Source organism: Alteromonas portus (assembly GCF_005117025.1).
In the GTDB taxonomy this organism is placed as follows: Bacteria; Pseudomonadota; Gammaproteobacteria; order Enterobacterales; family Alteromonadaceae; genus Alteromonas; species Alteromonas portus.
In genome coordinates this window covers 168,330-187,733 of the sequence record NZ_SWCO01000009.1, presented here as the reverse complement: position 1 = coordinate 187,733, position 19,404 = coordinate 168,330, and the positions used below count along the sequence as shown (strand labels likewise).

Sequence of the window (19,404 nt, the reverse complement as noted above, 5' to 3'; positions counted from 1 at the left end):
GGGATTTAAGTAATATGGCTCGTTTTTTTATAGACAGGCCCGTGTTTGCATGGGTGCTGGCAATTATCACAATGATGGCGGGTGTGTTGGCTATTACCTCACTCCCCATTGAACAATATCCCAAGGTGGCGCCACCTTCGGTCACTATCTCTGCAACGTATCCAGGTGCCTCTGCAGAAACCGTTGAAAACTCGGTAACACAGGTTATCGAGCAAAGCTTGACAGGAATCGACAATCTTCGTTATTTCTCGGCAAGTAGTTCAAACAGCAGTATGTCAATTACGCTGACTTTTGAGCCCGGCGCTGACCCCGATATTGCACAGGTACAAACTCAAAATAAGGTACAGGGTGCACTGCCGCTGCTGCCTACGCAAGTGCAGCAACAAGGGGTAACTGTGACTAAGGCAAACAGCGCGTTTGCATTGGCGGTAGGCTTTTACTCTGAAGACGACTCAATGACGCAGTACGATTTAAGTGATCTGCTCGTCTCTCAGTTTCGCGACCCCATTTCTAGGGTTAATGGCGTAGGTAACGTACGGGTGTTCGGTGCGCAGCGTTCAATGCGTATTTGGCTAGACCCCGATAAACTGTACAGCTACAACTTAACGCCTACCGACGTACAGGGTGCAGTACAGGTTCAAAACACCGACGTGTCAGCGGGTCAGTTAGGCGGTTTGCCTGCTATCGAAAACCAACAAATTAACGCTACTATTCAGGCGCAAAGTCGACTTCAAACTGTAGAAGACTTTGAAAATATTGTACTGCGTGTGAATACCGACGGCTCGCAAATTCGCGTACGCGATGTTGCAAGGGTAGAGCTTGGCGCACAGAGCTACGACGTTATTGTTCGTTACGACCGCAGGCCAGCATCGGGAATGGCAATAAGTCTTGCTTCTGGTGCAAACGCGTTAGACACCATCAAGGCAGTAAAAGCTCGGGTGGAAGAACTTCGCGCAAATTTGCCTGATACAGTAAAAGTAGTATATCCCGTTGATAGTTCGCCCTTTATTGAGCTTTCTATTGAGTCGGTAGTTCATACGCTTATTGAAGCGGTAGTATTGGTATTCTTAGTGATGCTGCTGTTTCTTCAAAACTGGCGCGCAACGCTTATTCCCACCATTGCCGTACCTGTTGTACTACTTGGGACTTTCTCGGTGCTATTGGCCTTTGGTTTCAGTATCAACGTATTGACCATGTTTGCCATGGTACTGGCTATCGGTCTTCTTGTTGATGACGCTATCGTTGTTGTAGAAAACGTTGAGCGTATTATGGAAGAAGAAGGCTTACCGCCTGCTGAAGCGACGAAAAAGTCCATGTCACAGATCACTGGTGCCCTTGTAGGCATTGCAGCGGTGCTTTCAACTGTATTTATTCCTATGGCGTTTTTCAGCGGTTCCGCGGGCGCTATTTATCGTCAGTTTTCGGTAACTATTGTTTCAGCGATGGCGTTCTCTGTGCTGGTTGCTATCGTGCTCTCGCCTTCTTTGTGCGCCACGTTATTAAAGCAGCACTCAGAGGATCACGATAAAAATAAAGGTTTCTTTGGGTGGTTTAACCGCACGTTTAACAAAGGTCGTGACCGTTATCAGAAAACCACCAACCACATGGCGAAGCGTTTTAAGCGTTACTTTGTTGTATACGGCTTACTGGTGGGCGGAATGGTGTTTATCTTCAGCCAGCTTCCGGGCGCCTTTCTTCCCGATGAAGATCAAGGTCGAATGATGGTACTAGTAAGTACGCCACCAGGCGCAACAGCTGGACGTACCCTTGAATCCATTAAACAAGTTGAAGACTACATTCTTGAGCAAGAACAAGAAGCAGTAAACGGTATGTTCGCTGTTGTGGGCTTCAGTTTTGCGGGGCAAGCGCAAAATGCCGGTATGGCATTTTTGAACTTCAACGATTGGAGTGTGCGCGATGAAAGTAACTCGGCCTTTGCAGTAATGGGCAGAGCATTTGGCGCATTTAGCCAAATTCAAGATGCGTCAGCCTTTCCCATAGTACCGCCTCCCATTATGGAGTTAGGTAACGCCACAGGCTTTGATATGCAGCTGGTAGACCGCGGCGGTAATGGCCACGAGGCGCTAATGAATGCGCGTAATCAGCTGCTAGGTATGGCTGCACAGAACCCTAAATTGTCAGGTGTTCGCCCTAACGGTTTAAGCGATGTTCCTCAGTTTAAAATCAATATTGATAGCGAAAAAGCGTCGGCACTTGGTTTGAACTTAAGTGAAATCAACAGCGCATTGCAAATCGCATGGGGCTCAAGCTATGTGAACGACTTTATCGATAAAGGGCGCATTAAGCGGGTGTACATGCAGGCAGACCTGCCTCATCGTATGACGCCTGAAGATTTAGATAAATGGTTTGTGCGCAACAGCGATGGAGAGATGGTAGCTTTCAGCACCTTCTCAACAACAGAATGGGTGTATGGTTCGCCCAAACTAGAGCGTTTTAATGGCCTGTCGTCGGTCAACATTCAGGGTAGTGCAGCAGAGGGCGTATCGTCAGGTGAAGCAATGGCCGAAATGCAAAAGCTGGTAGAACAGTTGCCCCCTGGCTTTGCCATTGAGTGGTCAGGTTTATCTTACGAAGAGCAAGAGGCCGGCTCTCAGGCGCCTATGCTGTACGCCATTTCTATACTGGTTGTGTTCCTGTGCTTAGCTGCATTATACGAAAGCTGGTCGGTACCCTTTGCAGTAATGCTTGTTGTGCCATTAGGTATTTTAGGCTCGGTAACAGCAGCCTTTATATTTAACCTGCCAAATGATGTGTATTTGCAGGTCGCATTTCTAACAACAGTGGGTTTGGCGGCGAAAAATGCGATTCTTATTGTTGAGTTTGCCAAAGAGCAGTATGAAAACGGCGAAGACCTAATGACTGCGGTTTCTAATGCTGCTTCTCAGCGATTCCGCCCTATCTTGATGACGTCTATGGCGTTTATTCTGGGTGTAACGCCATTAGCGTTAGCCAGTGGTGCCGGTGCAGCAAGTCAAAATGCTATTGGTATTGCGGTAATGGGCGGCATGTTTGCTGCGACTTTCTTAGCAATATTCTTCGTACCTATGTTCTACGTTATGGTAGAAAAACTATTTCATAAGGAAGACAAGCAATAAGCAAGTACGCTAGAGTGGGTAAAAACTTTTCAATTTTTTGAATAGGGATATTGTAATGACCACCGTTGTTTTTTCTCACGGTAAAGAAAGCGGACCATGGGGCAGTAAAATAACCACGCTTTCTAATGTAGCAAACGATATGGGCTTTGGTGTTGAGAGCATTGACTATCAAGATCTCGATTGTCCCGAAGCTCGCTTAGAGCGATTAAAAGAAACCATAGCTGAAAAGTGCAACGATGTTGTGTTGGTAGGTTCTAGTATGGGCGGTTATGTATCACTGGCCGCCGCTAGTCAAATCTCAGCCAGAGGCGTGTTTTTAATGGCGCCTGCGCTTTACTTACCCAACTATAAAGTTCAACGTTTCCCCTATGATGGTTACGTTAGCTTAGTGCATGGCTGGAACGATGACATCGTGCCTATTGAAAACAGCCTTAAGTACGCACGCCATCAAAAAGCACAATTGTTACTGCTAAACGATGGGCATCGCCTTGCGAACAGTAAGTCTGTTATTTCACCATTTTTCAGAAATTGGTTGGAAAAATTCCGCTATTAGGCCATTAAATGCCAGCGCAACGACTGCTGGGTTTCAGCCTTTTTAAGTTATGCCATCGCGCTTCGTTAAAAATCTATGTTAGGCAATCTTTAAAAAAGTAATGTCTAAACATTAAAAGCTAAAAACACTGTTATAAGCCTACTTATTGATAACCGCATGGGCGCGCTATCGATTATGTAGGCTTTTTTGTATCTGCATTTTAGTCTGTAAGGCTAAGACTAATCGCTTATAGTCACGCGTGGGTTAATGCATGAAATTGCCAGTATTTATGGCATGATGGGGCATTGCTTAAAACAGGGCAGAAGGAAATGACATTTAACTTACCTCATGCGCCGCAATGGTCGTCGCTGATAAAGTCGGGTTGTCGTGTCTTTGTTGGAGGAAATGCGGCAGTACCACACGCACTGGTGCAGCACCTTATTGATAATAGCGAAGGGTTTAGCGATATTGAATTGGTTCATATGCTGGCCTTGGGCGATACCCGATGGGTGAAAGAAGAATATAAGAACCTCTTTAAGGCCAACACGTTTTTCATTGGTGGCGAAGCCATGCGAAAAGCGGTTGACGAGGGCCGTGCAGATTATACACCCGTCTTCCTCTCTGAAATTTCAAGCTTGTTTAGCGATGGTACGCTAGCGCTAGATGCTGCGCTGGTTAACGTAAGTCCTCCTGATGAGTTTGGCTATTGTTCGCTTGGCCCTGCGGTAGATATTGCCATGTCTGCCATTAGGCAAAGTAAGAAAGTCATTGCTCAAATTAACCCTCAGGTGCCAAGAACTGCCGGACATTCCTATATTCATATCAGTGAAATTACGGCCTGCATAGAAGCGGAAGAGCCGCTTGTTGAAGTTACGCCGCCGCCCATTGATTCGGTGGCAGAGCGAATTGGTCAGTATGTATCTATGCTGGTGGACGATGGCGCTACGTTGCAGTTCGGTATTGGAAAAATACCCAGTGCTACCCTCAAATACCTGTGCAATCACAAAGATTTAGGTATTCATAGCGAAATGCTTACTGACAGCATTATTGAGCTGTTAGAGTCTGGCGCTATTACGAATAAAAAGAAAACTTTCCACCCTGGTAAAATTGTTACCAGCTTTGCCATTGGTACACGCAAGCTATACGATTTAATCGATAGCAATCCTCACATTGAGTTTTACCCAAGCAGCTATGTAAACAAACCTACTAATATCGCCAAAAACGATAATATGGTTGCCATAAACAGTGCGCTTGAAGTGGATTTAACTGGGCAGGTGGTAGCAGACTCTTTGGGCTATGACTTTTACAGTGGTATAGGCGGGCAAGTTGATTTCGTAACGGGGGCGTCTATCAGCAAAGGCGGTAAAGCTATTATTGCACTGCCTTCTACTGCAAAAAATGAAACTATCTCCCGCATTACACCGCGTATAAGCGAAGGCGCAGGGGTAGTGACGTCGCGGGGTAATGTACAGTATGTGGTAACCGAATATGGCATAGCGTCGCTTAAAGGAAAAAGTATTCGCGAGCGCGCTCTAGAGCTTATTCGCGTGGCCCACCCTAAGTTTCGTGCCGCACTCTTAGAAGAAGTAAGGCAGCATTACTGGGTGCCCCATTATCAGGAAAAATACCCCACTGACATTCCTGAGTTAGGGGCTATTCAGCTGAAGAAACTCAATATCCAAGGTGAGACATTTTACATGCGCCCGCTGAATCCAGCGGATGAAAGACGACTGCAGGAATTCTTCTATTCCCACACCAAAGAAACACTAAGACTTCGTTACAACTACGACCCGAAGCAAATGTCTCGTGAGAAATCGTGTAACTTGGTGTCGGTAGATCAAAGCTCTGATGCGGCGCTGTGTATTGTGAGGCAAGAAGGCTCACGCATTACCATTCACGCAGTAGGGCGGTTTTACTTCAATCCAAATGACAACACTTGTGAAGCTGCATTTGTCACGCGAGAAACTCAACAAGGTAAGGGGATGGCAAGTCGCTTGTTAAACGAGCTTATCAACGTTGCAAAAGTACGGGGTATTGCCAAGATGATGGCCTATGTGCGTGGCGACAATAGCCCGATGATTGCGATTTTCGAACAAGCCCAATTTAAACGAAAATTTACTGGCGACCCCAGTGACATAGAGTTAGTTCTAGACGTGGCATCACTTCCATGACAATAAAAATTTTTCGCGGCAAGCACGGTACTAAGCATGATTTAGGCAAAGACCACCCCGAATCGCCCGACCGTTTGTTCGCTATAGATGACCAACTGCTTTCTTCCGGACTAGATATGGTGTGTGAGCATGCCGACGCCGCGCCTATCGCCGAGGCCTACCTCAAGCTAGCGCACGACCCATATTATGTAAAAAGTGTGTTTGAGCATGCGGCCCAATTAATATTCAGTGATCACGAAAAAACGCTTTATTCTGAAGGTAAAGATAATGTGGCGTGGTTAGACGAAGATACTGGCTTAATGCGACATAGCTTAAATGCAGCACTGGAGTCCGCTGGTTCGGGATGTAACGCCGTGGATTGGGTTATGGAAGGTAGCGACAGGCAAGCGTTCTGCGCGACAAGGCCGCCTGGTCATCATGCTACCTACGACAGTGCAATGGGCTTCTGTATTTTTAATAACATTGTTATAGCTGCCCGCTACGCGCTGCAAAACTATGAATTAAAACGGGTTGCCATTATCGATTTTGATGTACACCACGGAAATGGGACCGAGCAAATTGTTGCTGGTGATCAACGCATTATGTTGTGCAGCAGTTTTCAGCATCCTTTCTATCCCCATAGCGGTTCGCCAGTGTTGGCAAGTAACGTGCTATCTGTTCCTCTGGATGCAGGGGCTACAGGAGAAGTATTTCGAGAAAAAATACAGCACTGGTTTGCTGCACTACGCAACTTTCAACCTGAGCTTATTTTTATTTCTGCGGGCTTCGACGCCCATGCAGAAGACCCTATGGCTCACCTCCGTTTAGTAGAAGATGATTATTTTTGGATAAGCCAACAACTTCGCGCTGTTGCCGACGCATGCTGCAATGGTCGTATAGTCAGTATGTTAGAAGGCGGCTACGACTTAAGTGCATTGGGTCGAAGTGTAGTGGCGCATATAAAGGGGATGAGCCACCCTATTGAAGACCCTCAATAGGGCTCCGCGCTAAGTCACTTAAATTAACGCTGTATGCATCTAATTTAAGAGTGGGTAACGCACAACCTCACGGCTCTGTCACCTTTAATTTAGGCTAGCCATCTTGTAAGCATGTAAAGGCCCGCACCTAACATGGCAAGGTTTTCAGTAAGTGAAATAAAACCAAGGGGTAAATCTGAATTACCACCAACACAGGCACATTTAAGTTCGCGCTTATCGATATATACGGCCTTAATAACGGAAACTGCACCTATAGCACCGATAAAAATGGAAACGGGCGAAACCAACAGTGCAGGAAGCCCCGCAAGCATGCCTAGCCCAGCAAAGGCTTCTGCAAAAGGGTACACATAGGCGTACCTAACCTGCTTCATTGCCAATAAATCATAGGTAACAAACTGATTTGAAAAGGCCACGATGTCTTGTAGCTTTTGTAGGGCGAGGATCACCATGGTGACACCAATGAAATTCATTGCAAAAGGTTCAATACCCGTTGGTAGCCCGCCTTTGAACATAAGCGCAAACACCATGAGGGCGGCTAGAGAAAAAATTACGATGATAGGTGTGTAGCGTGACCCAAACTCGCTTTCTTGCTTTAAATTAAAGTAATCCCTCAGGTCGTCATAGCCACCAATGCGTTTATTATCGATAAACGTTTGCGGCGTAGTCTCAACATTATGCTTTTCTTTAAAGGCATCGGTTTCACTGCGGTTTGATAAATGATGATCGTCGACCTTATAGCCTTTTCTTTCTAGCAAGTCTTTTGACTTGAGTCCAAAAGGGCAAATATGCTCTGGGGTAACCATGCGATAAAGTATTGCGCGCTTGGGCATTGTGTGACTCCTTGTAAAGCTTTCACTAAAGAGCACAGAGTACGCAAAATATACGCGTTTTAAGCTCTATTTTTAGTGATATTGCGATATGCAAAGAGCGTTACATAATTTGTACCAATGATTCAGCAAAAGCACCCTGAAGCATCGGCATTAATTACAGCGCCGTTATAGCGGGATTGTGTGGTGTAGCCTACTACCTGCTCCACAAGGTTCTTTCCAGTAAAACAACCATAGCCAGTTGCATAAGGGCCTAAATAGCGAAGCTGATCCTGTTTATCTAAAACGATAAGTGCTGGCACGGCTTCAAGCATAGCGGCAATTTCAGGCACATCTTCCACATTTAGTTTAACGTGGTGAAAGTCGTCGCCGAGTTTCGCAAGCAGTTGAGTTTGGTGTGGTGTAGTTAGCGTATCGCAATAGCAGCGAGACTGCGTTCCCACATGAATGACTGACCCTGGGTTGATGTTCTGACTTTTCAATACATCAACAAGGGATGAATCAAAATTTGGTGCTGTGCTTCGGTGTAGCAACTCACCATTAGGGTCAAAGTCTGTGAGTTGACGCTGGCCGTATACTAGTAAGGCGGTAAGTAAACCTACCGCCCATAGTATAAGTATTAACCAGCTCGTCTTTTTTTGCATAAGGCGTATCGCCTTTCACTGTGCTTTATTGTCTGCACTAAAGTTTAAAGCGTTCAATGGCGCTGCGCATACGCTGAGAAATTTGTGCTAATACCTCAACTTCACCAGCAAGCGATTCAGCGGTAGCCAGTTCTTCGGAAGTAAATTCACTCAAGCGTGCAGTACTTTGTGCAATAGAGGCTGACGCCGTTTCTTGTTCCACCGCAGAGGTCGCAATTTCGGTCATGCTCTCGCTGGCTTCGCGAATTTGCTGCATGATTTCTGTCATCGCTGAAGTAGCACTATCGCTTGAAATTACCGCTTCATCGACCAATTGGATACAGGTTTGCATTTGTTCAACTGAGCTGGCCGTTTGCGCAACTAGCTGTTCAGTAATGCTGGTAATCTGATCTGCACTTTCTTTTGAACGGATGGCAAGCGTGCGTACTTCATCGGCAACCACGGCGAAGCCACGGCCGTGTTCCCCTGCACGTGCCGATTCAATAGCAGCATTTAATGCAAGTAAATTAGTTTGCTCAGCCACTGCGGTGATAGAGCGCATGGCGTCAGATATATGTGAGCACTGCTCGTTTAATGCTGAGTTAGTTTGCGCCGCCGCATTGAGCGTATTACGCAATGAGTCTATTGTACGACTGGTATTTGAAATAGAGTCGCGGGTAGACTGGGAAGAACTTTGCGCTGCTGATGCCTTGTCGCTAGCAAGAGTAGTCTGCTCGGTTGAAAGCTGCATGGTTTGTGCGATTTCTTCTGACGATGCCGATACCATAGCAAGCTCTTGGTCAGTGTTCCGACTGATTTCAAACATGTTATTTGCCGCCAATTCCATATTTGAAGCCCCTTTAACCACTTCATCAGTCAAATTAGAAGCAAGCTCAATGAGCGATTTCACTTGGTCAATAAGTTCAGCAAAAGGCCTTACTACCTGATTTCCGCGATTTAGCTCAACGGACAAATCGAGTTTGCCATCTGTTCGCTGCATGGTTTCGATCGCTAGGCGCAATTCGGCGGCGCCGGCACCTTCTTGATGGGCCTGCTTGGCCATGTAAATCAATACACCGCCCTCAGTTAATGCAAATGCTGCGTGCATAAGTAGAATAGTGAAGGCTACATGACCCTCTTCAAAAATTATTAATGGTGCCCCACCTGCTTGTAGAAAGAAGAACGAAATATGATGAACGGCAACAACCGCAGTGCCTGTGGCAACCACTTTCCAATCTCTGAAATAAGAAAGAAATGCAAGAAGTACGAATATTTCAAAGTGTACTTCAATTAACCCAAATGACTGATGTATATGTAGTGCAGTAAGCAGCTGTACGCCAATGGCCATGGCATGACGGCTTATTACCGAGTAAGGGTTTTGAAAACTAAGTACCAGTGGCAATGCTGCAATGGGAATACCAAAAATAAATGCAGGAAGAAGCTCACCTGTATACAGACCAATAGCAACCGCAATGAGTAGTTGGATAACAATTACAACGCGAAAAATTTTATGACCTTCAAGGAGCCAAGGGTACTGCATGCCAATCTCCGACAAGTGTTTGGATTTAAGTGTAGGTTAAAATTTAGGGGTGTGCTAATTTCTCATTATTCTACGTAAGTTACCGTTTTCTCACCATTTAACTTTGGTATAGAAGTTCCTATTATTAAAAAAGTTTAATCCATTAAAACTTATGTAAATCAAAGGAATAACACATGCCCGCCATTGCTTTCCTATCGACGAACAATCTTGAAGATTTTTTTGTGTATGACGAGCTTTTGATCCCTTATTTAAATGAGCGTGGCTGGTCTGTAGAGACCATATCCTGGCATAACCAATTAGAGAGTTGGGATAGGTTTGACTACGTGATAGTGCGCAGTACATGGGATTATCAGCAGCACCCAAAAGCCTTCATGGCTTGCTTAGAACAGATTGATGCGTCGGGTACTACTTTGCTCAACCCACTGCCGCTTATGCAGTGGAATTTAGTAAAGCATTATCTTAAAGATTTACAGCGAAACGGTGTGCCTATTGTTACTACGTTGTGGGGTAGTGCATTTGATAACAGTGTTATTGATGAGGCCTTTTCACGCTTCAATTGCGACACTGTCGTGATTAAACCCACGCTTAGCGCAAACGCTGATGATACTTTCAAACTTTCGGTGGCTGATTGGCATAATCAACGGCGGGCACTTTGTGATACGTTTAATCAACGTGACTTCATGGTGCAGCCTTTTTTAACCAGTGTCGTTGAAGAAGGTGAATACTCGCTGTTTTATTTTGGTGGTAAGTACAGTCACGCTATCAAAAAGGTACCCCAAAAGGGTGACTTTCGCGTTCAGGAAGAGCACGGCGGCAGCTTACACCCCGTTAACGTTGATAAAGAACAATTAAATATCGCCCAAAAAGCATTATACGCTATGCCATATGAAGCACTTTATGCGCGAGTTGATTTAATAAGGCAAAACGATAGTTGGGCGATAATGGAACTTGAGCTTATTGAGCCTTCACTGTATTTCAATCTAGATGCCCAGTCTCCCATCCGCTTTGTAGAAGCTTTAGAGAGCTTTCACGAAGACGCACAATAAGGGTGTCATCTAACCATAGCTGATTTAAAAAAGGCTTGCGACCTAGTGTCGGCAAGCCTGTTGAATGTTGAGTATCCTTCTGAGTTTACTTAAAGCTTAGTGTCTATAGCTGTTGCCCTTTGAAACGCTTCGCTCAACACGGGATACTTGTCTTTGTGACTTCTCCCGGCTGGAGTGTTTCACCGACCTGTTGCTACTAGCTCGCTCAATACGTTTGGGCTGACTGCTCTCGCGTGCAATCGTTCGTTGCTGCGGACTTGTTCTTTCAACACGCTGGCGATTGACGCTTTGCTTCATTGAACGTTGCGTTGTTTCGCCTCTATTCGCGTAGCGCTTCGACTCTGAAGCGGGTGTAACGCGAGTGGGTTTGTCTCGCTTTAACGCTTTTAATGTGTTGTCTCGGTTTGGCTTCTCACTTCTGGCCACCGCTTGGTTGCGTTTCAGGGCGTGCTCTATTGACTGTTTACGATTTGTAGAATCTTGCTTCTGAAAGCGGTTTTCTCTAAGTGGTGTTACCCGTTTAGGCTCGATAGTCCGTTTTACCGGTTTGTTATCGATAGACCTCGTTAAAGGTTTATCGTTATGACGCGCTGGCGTATTTACCGTTCTAACTTGCTTATTAGATAAATGTTTGGCCCGCGTAACACTTGCATGCTCATAGCGTGAAGGGGCACTGTGAACAACGCGTTCAGAATAACGCGCTCGGCGATGCACAGTATTGTGCTCCCAGCGGCGATAATCGCGGCTTATCACCCGTTTTCGTGGGCTACCGTGGTAGTACCGACGAACGGGCTCACGGTGAATGACCACGTGACGATTGTGCCAATGTACGCTACCGAAAAAGAAGAAAGTCGAAAGGCGTACACTGGGAGACCAATAAACGTTGCCATAGTGATGATAGCTTACGTGGTGACGCCAGCGTACAGGGGAAGTCACATGCCACCAGTTGCCATATACCACATGGGGGTCGTAATACGGCACATATACGACTTCTCTCTGGCGAGGCTCGATGTAAATGATGTCTCGACTGTTTTCACGCTCTGTTTCAACTTCAATATAGTCGTTGGTTACCAGGTTGCCCGTGTTATGCGCATGCTGCCTTAGTACTTGCACACGCTCTAGTACACGGCTTTGGTCAACAAGTACGTTGTCGCCAAGCTGCTGTAGCCACTCAAGGTCATTGGCCATGGTGTTAAGTAGATCGGTGAAAGGAGCAAGCGCTTTTACGCTAGGGTCCCAGCTTACGCCCTCTAATACACTTTCGACCTGCTGCGGTGCTAAATGCTTATTACTTTGACGCCAACGATCGGCCGCAACCACATCTAACGGATAAGTAGAAGCAATCAAAATGTGTGTAAGAAGGGTATCGGGATAAAGTGCAATGGGCGCAAGTACACTGTCTAAGTCTGCGTCAGAGTATTGCTGAGCTGAAGACGAAACTTGACTAAAGCTGTTGTTCGATTGAGCAAGTACAGGCAGCGCAGAGGCACTGGCTAACGCAATAATTACAGATAAGGTTATGTTTTTCATACATTCTCCTTACATTGCTGTGCTGCCAAGCAGCTGCTTTTCGCGCGCAATGTGGTAAGTCTGTATACATTATGGTCAAGTCAAGATTAACCTAAGCTGAATAGAAAATGCCCACGTTTAATGTGGGCATTTTTTGTAAAAGGGTAGACGTTAGAGCATACGCGGCTGTGCCGCAGTGTCTAACTATTTGAAAACGTGCGGGTCGAAAGCGTGGCCTAGCTTTTCCGTCTTCGTTTTAAGGTAGTGTTTATTGTCTTTTGTTATGCCGTGATCAATAGGCTTTCTCGCTACCACATCTATGCCTAGCGCCTTTAACGCCGCCAGTTTTTTAGGGTTGTTTGTCATAAGCTCAACGTGTTTAACATCAAGGGTATCTAACATTAGCTTACAGATGTCATAGCTTCTTAAATCCGCGTCAAAGCCAAGGTGTTCGTTAGCTTCAACCGTGTCCATGCCGCTATCTTGCAGGTTGTAGGCGCGAATTTTATTTAAAAGACCAATGCCTCGGCCTTCTTGACGTAAGTAAAGCAGTACACCGTGTCCATTATCTACTATGTTCTGCATGGCTTTTTCTAACTGAAAACCACAGTCGCATCGGGTACTGAATAAAGAATCGCCGGTTAAGCATTCTGAATGAATACGAATAGGCACTACATCATCAGCTTTCCATTCTCCATAAGAAAGGGCAACGTGCTCTTGGCCGCTGGCTTCTACAAAGCCGTGTATTTTAAAATCACCCATTCGAGTGGGTAATTTTGCAGTACTGACATATTCGTATTTAGGCTGTTTGCTACTCATGTTACTTCTACACTTTGGACAGTAGGCAATAAGTGGGGATGACTTCTATTTTTGCAAGTCTACCATTTTATTATACGCGAGTTGACGCTAGTGCTATCACTTTTTTCGTAACACGCACATTAGGGATGGTTATTATAGGGGCTGAAATTCTCGCAAAGGAGCGGGCTTGGCAACACCGTAACCCTGAGCGAAATCTACGCCCATTTTGCCTAGCTGGGCCATGGTACCTTCATTTTCAACAAATTCGCCGACGGTTTGCATACCCATGGCTTTTGCTACATCGTTTATTGAAGCAACCATTGCCGTGTCTACACTATCGTTGAGCATGTCTTTAATAAACATGCCGTCAATTTTTACCTGACTTACCGGTAAACTTTTAAGGTAGCTGTACGAAGAGAAGCCGCTGCCAAAATCGTCAAGCGCAAAAGAACATCCAAGGCGATTAAACGTTCGCATAAACGCAAGGGTGTCTTCCATTTTGATAATGGCTACCGATTCAATCACCTCGAAGCAAATTTTGGTGTATGGAATGTTAAAGGTTTCAAACGCATTGAGAATAAACAACGTAAAATCCCTATCTGCTAGCGAGTGGCAGTTCAGGTTAATGCTGCATCGTTTTAATTCGGCAAGGTGCTCAGGGTTTTCAGACAGCCATTTGAAGGTATTCGTTACTACCCATTTATCTACGCTCACGTTCATTTCAAAACGCTCAGCAGTAGGTAAGAAATTGGCCGGCTCCACAAGCTTTCCGTCTTTCTCTCGCAGCCTTAGTAACACTTCGTAGTAATGTCCATCGGCGGTTTTACTCAGAGGCCTCAGCGATTGATAGAAAAGCTCGAAGCGTCCTTCTTCTAGTGCATTATTTATTGAAGATACCCAATCAAGCTCGCGCTGATAGCGCTGCATACTTTCATCATTCTTGTTGTATCGATGAACCTGGTTTCTCCCTTGCTCTTTGGCAAAATAACATGCCGCATCTGCCATACTTAAATACTGACCTGAGCTAACGTCGGCGTCGTCACAAACAACCATCCCAATACTCACGCCTAAGTTAAATATGCGATTGTCCCACATGAAACGGTAAGCCTGAACGGCATTGAGGATTTTGACGGCGTTTAAATACACCGTGTCGGTATCGATATCTGAATATATGACGCCAAACTCATCGCCGCCAAGCCGAGCGAGTTGCGCTTCTGGCAGCAATGTATTTTCAATTAAACGAGCAATATCTTTTATAAGTACATCGCCAGCTTTGTGGCCGCAGGTATCGTTAACCACTTTAAATCTATCGAGATCTAAAAACAGCAAACATATAGGCGTGTCGTTCGCTTCGAGTACTTTTTCTTTAAATACCAATTCAAACTGACGGCGGTTATAAACACCCGTGAGTGAATCATGAGTCGCTAAATACTGAAGGCTTAAATCTGATTGCTTTTTTTCGGTAATATCTATAATCGAGCCGTACAAAAAGCTGCCTTCATCGTTTTCCCGAATTTGACACGATAGAGAAAACCAAAATTCGCTACCGTCGCGGCGCTTGCCTCGTATTTCTTTGCCGGTAACGTGGCCTTGCTGCGATATTTCGCCAAGTAAAATTTGCCTATCTTCAACACTGGCGTAGAAGACCTTGGTACTTGCGGCTTCGCTAATCATTTCTTCTTCATTGTCGTAGCCGAAAACTTTACACATGGCGGGATTCACCGATATCAGCTTTCCATCCCATGTGGATGTGTAGTGTCCCTCTGCGGAATGCCTAAACAAATCATAAAAGTGATTCAAGCTTGAAATTGTCTCTGCCTGATTTGAAAGCTGGCGCTGATTTAAGACTTCTTCTTTAGTAATGACGGCAAAACCAAAACATAGAAAACCGAGAGTGAGAAAGAAAAGCATACCTATAGCAACGTCGACGGTGTAAACCAAATCACTGAATAAGTTTTGCGTCACTAGCGCGTAAAAAGCGAAAAAAGAAAGCCAGGCAAGAATATAGGTAATGCTTACTGCACGGCTGCCTTTATCCTTAAAAACCAACGCCAGCAATACGTGATATAGCCCCATTCCTGCTGTTAATATCAGAAGCGTAATAGTCGTAGTATAGGCATTAACAGTAAAACAATAGAGGATGGTTACAAACGGAATAAGGTAATTTAAAGCACGCAAAATAAACGGAATACGCCCGAATAAATGGTGCGTGACTTTTGCAATACACAGTAGCAGCATGCCAAAACATACCGCATAAAAATGTTCACTTGCGTTGGTCAGGCTTGGCCAAATCGCTATCCCTCCTGCGGTTATAAACAATAATGCGATAAGAACGAACGACGACATCGTAAGCCAAAAACGCGTGGGTATACGCTGATAGAGATAGGAAAATAGGAAATAGAAAGCAATTAACGCCATGATACCCGTAACCGCGCCTAGCATTGTGAGCATGTTGGTGTCGTGCTGCGTGAGTAAGTCTTTCTCCCACAGTGTGATAGGGAAGTATTTAAGCCCTTCGTCTTTTACAGCGATCAATAAGCGAGCGTTTTGGTAGGGTTGAAGGGTAAAAGCAAGTCGAATATTGGGAAGGGGCTGCCTTAACGAATAATCACCTTTACCTGCCTGGTAGCGATAGGACTTAACGATCCGCTCACTGCTATCAAGAAGAAATATTTGTAAATCGTCAACGTTCAACCGGTCAATATTAAGCACCATTGGTATAGGGCTATAACCTGTGTGAACAAGTTCGGTGGAATACCATACTCGTTCATTTAATTGCGAGGCATGCGTTGTTTGGGCGGCCAGGTTGCCGTTTAAAATATCAAAATAGGTGGCACTACTTGGCGCGACAGTTAAGCGCGCATAGTGATTAATAATTTCCCGCTCAAAGGATTCGTTAACGGTAAGCTGACTACTCGCCGAAACGTTTACGCTTAGCAATACCCAACTGATGAGTAGAGCTGATACGTACTTTATTAGCCGGGCTGTTACCACTCGTTAATTCCTTGAGCCACATAGTAAAAGAGGGATTGATTTTAAAGGCAAAACATTTTCGCCTAGTTCTTCTGCCCTCAGAAGTTTTCCTTAGAATAATACTAGATGTATCGAAAAGCCAAACTCAACGTAAGGGGTAAGGGTAGCGCTACTTTTGAAAGAGATAGTGAAAAATAGCAGAAGTCGACTGCTGTGTACCTACAGGTTCTAGCCATATCGCTTCGCAAAGCCACTCAATACATAGCATGCATTGCATATCTGCGTCGCCTTTGTTTGCAGTGAGCAGTGCCTGAAACCGATCGGCGCCCCAATCTGTCTCTGAAAGTTTGAAATTAAACATGGCACAAAATCGATCTGCCCATTGTTGCGTTTTCAGTGGTGTGGTTGGCAACGTTAGGCGAATCTCTAAGCTTTGTTCGTTAACCACGGCGTGCTGTTGAATGTCTTCTTTGGTGAAATTCTGCATAGAAAGTATCAAATCGCTGGTTATTGTAAACCTGCATGCTTTATAAAGTGTATATAGTACAACACAATAACAATAGCGTTAATCTAAGCGTATTAAGGACGGGGTATGCTAACACTTCACCATTTAAATAATTCTCGCTCGCAGCGAATTTTGTGGCTGCTTGAAGAGCTAGGCGTTGAGTACAAAATAGAGTTCTATCAACGAGACAGCAAGACGAACCTAGCGCCGGATTCGTTGCGTGCTGTTCATCCGCTGGGACGTTCTCCGGTACTGACTACGCCACACGGTGCCATTGCGGAGTCTGGGGCTATTGTGGAATACCTTGTTCGCCACCACGCTACGGATGCATTTTCAGTGCCCCAAGATCCAGAGGCGCTTCAACAGTACTGGTTCTGGCTGCATTTTGCTGAAGGCTCGCTAATGCCGCCATTGGTGGCAAATTTGGTGCTGGAAAAAGCACGTCAGAAAGGTTCGAAGCCTTTCTTTATTAAGCCAATTACCAACAAACTGATAGACGGTATTTTAAATGCCTATTATGGCCCTAATTTAGCGCAGAGCTTACGCTATGTGGAATCTTACTTATCGAAAAATACCTGGTTTGCGGGCGATGCACCGAGTGGCGCAGATGTTCAAATGATATTTCCATTAGAGTCGCTGGTGGCCAGCGGGCGTGCGAAAGACTTTACAGCTATTCAGGGTTACGTTAAGCGGGTTCATGCTAGAGAAGCCTACAAAGCTGCGCTTGAGAAAGGCGGAGAATACGCTTACGCCTAGTGTGTCCGTCTGCAAGGCGTGCACCTTTACTTTGTACAAACCCTGCGGCCGACTGGGAAACAAAACCCTAGTTGGCCCTTAAGCTCTTAGTGCTCTCGATTTATATAATCATCAATAAGCTGAATAAAGGCATCGCCATAGCGTTCGAGTTTGGTTTGGCCCACTCCACTTACATCTAATAGAGTGTTGCGCGTAGTAGGGAGCTTACACGCCATATCCACCAAAGTGGCGTCACTAAATACCACATACGGCGGCACTTCATTTTCTTCGGCCAACACTTTGCGTAAGTGCTTAAGGCGGGTGAACAAGGTTCTGTCGTAGTTAGCAGGCGCTTGTTTGGCTTTTTTCTTAACGGGCTTAAATTCAAGTCGCGGAACGGCAAGCTGAACGGCGACCTCGCCCTTGAGTACTGGTCTTGCGGCCTCGGTTAAGCGCAACGCGGCATGAGCGGTAATATCAACGCGAATAAGCCCTTTATGAACAAGCTGGTTGATAATGTTGTGCCAGTAGCTGTCTGATTTATCCTTGCCTATGCCGTATGTGGAAAGCTGGTGGTGACCTGCCTCCTGAAGGCGCCTAAGCTGCTTGCCTCGCAACACATCAATGACGTACTGGCTAGAAGCTTGCTGTGAGAGCCTAAGTACACACGACAGTACTTTTTGCGCAATCACTAAACCGTCGATCATCTTAGGTGGGTCTAAGCAAATATCGCAGTTACCACAGGCGCTGTCGCTGAACTGCGAGAAGTAGTTCAATAGCACTTGTCTACGGCAGGTTTGTGCTTCTGAAAAAGCTTCCATAGCCGCGAATTTTTGTAACTCTATTTGATTACGCTCGGCTATTTCACCTTGCTCTATCCACTGTTTTACGCGGGCCGCGTCTTTTTCATCAAACAGCAATAGGGCTTCAGACTCCAAGCCGTCTCGCCCCGCTCGGCCGGTTTCCTGGTAATAGCTTTCTACACTGCGTGGAACATCGTGATGAACCACATAACGCACGTTCGATTTGTTGATACCCATGCCAAAGGCGACGGTGGCCACTACAATATCAATTTTGTCGTTAAGGAACTGGCGCTGTACCAGCTCTCGCTCGTCGTTATCCATACCTGCGTGATAGGCAGCACAGCGAAAGCCTTGTTTGAATAATTTAGCGTGCAGGTCGTCGACTTTCGCGCGGCTGTTGCAGTAAATAATGCCGCTACCATCCTGTTGCTTTACGTAAGCAACAACTTGGTCAAACGCTTTGTACTTGCTCATTACGCGGTAGCGAATATTGGGTCTGTCGAAGCTGCCTTTATAAACCAGTGGGTTATTAAGGTTTAGCTGCGTCAGTATGTCTGCTTGGGTGGCTGAATCTGCAGTAGCTGTTAATCCAATAACAGGAATAGAAGGGAAGCGAGACTTTATTTGCCCCAGAGCGCGATAATCCTGCCTGAAGTCGTGCCCCCAATGGGAAACGCAGTGCGCTTCATCAATAGCAAATAAGGCAATATCGGCGTGGGCCAAAGACTGCTGAAAATAATACTGCATTAAACGCTCTGGCGACACATACAGTAAGTCGAGTTTTCCAGCTTGCAGTGCGTCATTTATACGCGCTTGTTCGTCTGCTTCCAGCGTAGAATTAAGATAGGCAGCTTTTACGCCTAGCGCCTTAAGCTGCTCTACTTGGTCCTGCATTAAGGAAATGAGCGGTGACACAACAATAGCGGTGCCTTGGCGCACTAACGCAGGAATTTGATAGCACAGCGACTTGCCACCACCTGTTGGAAGCAAAACAAGTGCGTCTTTACCTTCACATACTTGGTGAATGACTTCGCCTTGACCGTCGCGAAAAGCATCGTAACCAAACACATCTTTTAAGACGGTTTCTGGTGTTTTTACACGTTGCGTTTCTGGCGCTAATTCTGATGGAGCTATTGCAGTTGTCATGGCGCTGGATTTTACGCGTTTTTGGCGATGTCTTCACGGGGCAATTTAAAAAACTAGACTAAAATCCAGCGAAAGCCCTAGCCAAATGGGCAAACGTTCTCAT

The 19,404-nt window shown here is 45.6% G+C and carries 14 protein-coding genes; 6 read left to right on the top strand and 8 right to left on the bottom strand.

Annotated elements, in window-relative coordinates; genetic code table 11:
- Positions 1-14: 14 nt before the first annotated feature.
- From E5672_RS16260 to E5672_RS16245, 4 genes are all read left to right on the top strand, one after another.
- On the top strand, positions 15-3,116 hold the full coding sequence (locus E5672_RS16260; protein WP_136783168.1) for an efflux RND transporter permease subunit: 3,102 nt from the start codon (positions 15-17) through the stop codon (positions 3,114-3,116).
- Positions 3,117-3,171: 55 nt separating this feature from the next.
- Positions 3,172-3,669 carry an alpha/beta hydrolase gene (locus E5672_RS16255; RefSeq protein ID WP_118490741.1) on the top strand — a complete coding sequence of 166 codons (498 nt, stop codon included), beginning with the start codon at positions 3,172-3,174 and terminating at the stop codon, positions 3,667-3,669.
- A 308-nt stretch (positions 3,670-3,977) separates the two neighbouring features.
- Positions 3,978-5,819, top strand: coding sequence for a bifunctional acetyl-CoA hydrolase/transferase family protein/GNAT family N-acetyltransferase (locus E5672_RS16250; protein ID WP_136783167.1), 1,842 nt, complete (start codon positions 3,978-3,980; stop codon positions 5,817-5,819).
- Positions 5,816-6,796: a histone deacetylase family protein gene (locus E5672_RS16245; protein WP_136783166.1), complete on the top strand. Its 981-nt coding sequence runs from the start codon at positions 5,816-5,818 to the stop codon at positions 6,794-6,796. The genes E5672_RS16250 and E5672_RS16245 overlap by 4 nt, the downstream gene beginning before the upstream one ends.
- Before the next feature lie 89 nt (positions 6,797-6,885).
- On the opposite strand, the gene E5672_RS16240 is transcribed toward E5672_RS16245, so the two are convergent.
- From E5672_RS16240 to E5672_RS16230, 3 genes are all read right to left on the bottom strand, one after another.
- Positions 6,886-7,626, bottom strand: coding sequence for a MauE/DoxX family redox-associated membrane protein (locus tag E5672_RS16240; RefSeq protein ID WP_136783165.1), 741 nt, complete (start codon positions 7,624-7,626; stop codon positions 6,886-6,888).
- 122 nt (positions 7,627-7,748) lie between these two features.
- Positions 7,749-8,267: a DUF6436 domain-containing protein gene (locus E5672_RS16235; protein WP_136783164.1), complete on the bottom strand. Its 519-nt coding sequence runs from the start codon at positions 8,265-8,267 to the stop codon at positions 7,749-7,751.
- A gap of 37 nt (positions 8,268-8,304) precedes the next feature.
- Positions 8,305-9,786, bottom strand: coding sequence for a methyl-accepting chemotaxis protein (locus E5672_RS16230; protein WP_136783163.1), 1,482 nt, complete (start codon positions 9,784-9,786; stop codon positions 8,305-8,307).
- Between the two features lie 173 nt (positions 9,787-9,959).
- On the opposite strand from E5672_RS16230, the gene E5672_RS16225 reads away from it, so the two are divergent.
- A complete protein-coding gene (locus E5672_RS16225) occupies positions 9,960-10,832 on the top strand; it encodes an ATP-grasp domain-containing protein (RefSeq protein WP_136783162.1) in 873 nt (290 codons plus the stop codon).
- A gap of 96 nt (positions 10,833-10,928) precedes the next feature.
- On the opposite strand, the gene E5672_RS16220 is transcribed toward E5672_RS16225, so the two are convergent.
- The 4 genes from E5672_RS16220 to E5672_RS16205 all read right to left on the bottom strand — a co-directional run bounded on the left by E5672_RS16220 (position 10,929) and on the right by E5672_RS16205 (position 16,599).
- On the bottom strand, positions 10,929-12,362 hold the full coding sequence (locus tag E5672_RS16220) for a DUF3300 domain-containing protein (RefSeq protein WP_136783161.1): 1,434 nt from the start codon (positions 12,360-12,362) through the stop codon (positions 10,929-10,931).
- Positions 12,363-12,545: 183 nt separating this feature from the next.
- Positions 12,546-13,160: a GTP cyclohydrolase II gene (gene ribA / locus E5672_RS16215; RefSeq protein WP_136783160.1), complete on the bottom strand. Its 615-nt coding sequence runs from the start codon at positions 13,158-13,160 to the stop codon at positions 12,546-12,548.
- Between the two features lie 132 nt (positions 13,161-13,292).
- On the bottom strand, positions 13,293-16,133 hold the full coding sequence (locus E5672_RS16210; RefSeq protein WP_136783159.1) for an EAL domain-containing protein: 2,841 nt from the start codon (positions 16,131-16,133) through the stop codon (positions 13,293-13,295).
- A 148-nt stretch (positions 16,134-16,281) separates the two neighbouring features.
- The gene (locus tag E5672_RS16205; protein ID WP_136783158.1) at positions 16,282-16,599 is read right to left on the bottom strand and encodes a DUF3630 family protein; all 318 of its coding nucleotides are present in this window, start codon (positions 16,597-16,599) and stop codon (positions 16,282-16,284) included.
- 105 nt (positions 16,600-16,704) lie between these two features.
- Here E5672_RS16205 and E5672_RS16200 point away from each other — a divergent pair, with 105 nt between their 5' ends.
- A complete protein-coding gene (locus tag E5672_RS16200; RefSeq protein ID WP_014975342.1) occupies positions 16,705-17,373 on the top strand; it encodes a glutathione S-transferase in 669 nt (222 codons plus the stop codon).
- Between the two features lie 86 nt (positions 17,374-17,459).
- On the opposite strand, the gene recQ is transcribed toward E5672_RS16200, so the two are convergent.
- Positions 17,460-19,301 carry a DNA helicase RecQ gene (gene recQ, locus E5672_RS16195; protein ID WP_136783157.1) on the bottom strand — a complete coding sequence of 614 codons (1,842 nt, stop codon included), beginning with the start codon at positions 19,299-19,301 and terminating at the stop codon, positions 17,460-17,462.
- Positions 19,302-19,404: the final 103 nt, after the last annotated feature.

Excerpts from the sequence above, each read along its gene's own strand:
- E5672_RS16260 (WP_136783168.1), top strand. The coding sequence starts at position 15 with ATGGCTCGTTTTTTTATAGACAGGCCCGTGTTTGCATGGGTGCTGGCA.
- E5672_RS16255 (WP_118490741.1), top strand. The coding sequence starts at position 3,172 with ATGACCACCGTTGTTTTTTCTCACGGTAAAGAAAGCGGACCATGGGGC.
- E5672_RS16250 (WP_136783167.1), top strand. The coding sequence starts at position 3,978 with ATGACATTTAACTTACCTCATGCGCCGCAATGGTCGTCGCTGATAAAG.
- E5672_RS16245 (WP_136783166.1), top strand. The coding sequence starts at position 5,816 with ATGACAATAAAAATTTTTCGCGGCAAGCACGGTACTAAGCATGATTTA.
- E5672_RS16240 (WP_136783165.1), bottom strand. The coding sequence starts at position 7,626 with ATGCCCAAGCGCGCAATACTTTATCGCATGGTTACCCCAGAGCATATT.
- E5672_RS16235 (WP_136783164.1), bottom strand. The coding sequence starts at position 8,267 with ATGCAAAAAAAGACGAGCTGGTTAATACTTATACTATGGGCGGTAGGT.
- E5672_RS16230 (WP_136783163.1), bottom strand. The coding sequence starts at position 9,786 with ATGCAGTACCCTTGGCTCCTTGAAGGTCATAAAATTTTTCGCGTTGTA.
- E5672_RS16225 (WP_136783162.1), top strand. The coding sequence starts at position 9,960 with ATGCCCGCCATTGCTTTCCTATCGACGAACAATCTTGAAGATTTTTTT.
- E5672_RS16220 (WP_136783161.1), bottom strand. The coding sequence starts at position 12,362 with ATGAAAAACATAACCTTATCTGTAATTATTGCGTTAGCCAGTGCCTCT.
- ribA (WP_136783160.1), bottom strand. The coding sequence starts at position 13,160 with ATGAGTAGCAAACAGCCTAAATACGAATATGTCAGTACTGCAAAATTA.
- E5672_RS16205 (WP_136783158.1), bottom strand. The coding sequence starts at position 16,599 with ATGCAGAATTTCACCAAAGAAGACATTCAACAGCACGCCGTGGTTAAC.
- E5672_RS16200 (WP_014975342.1), top strand. The coding sequence starts at position 16,705 with ATGCTAACACTTCACCATTTAAATAATTCTCGCTCGCAGCGAATTTTG.
- recQ (WP_136783157.1), bottom strand. The coding sequence starts at position 19,301 with ATGACAACTGCAATAGCTCCATCAGAATTAGCGCCAGAAACGCAACGT.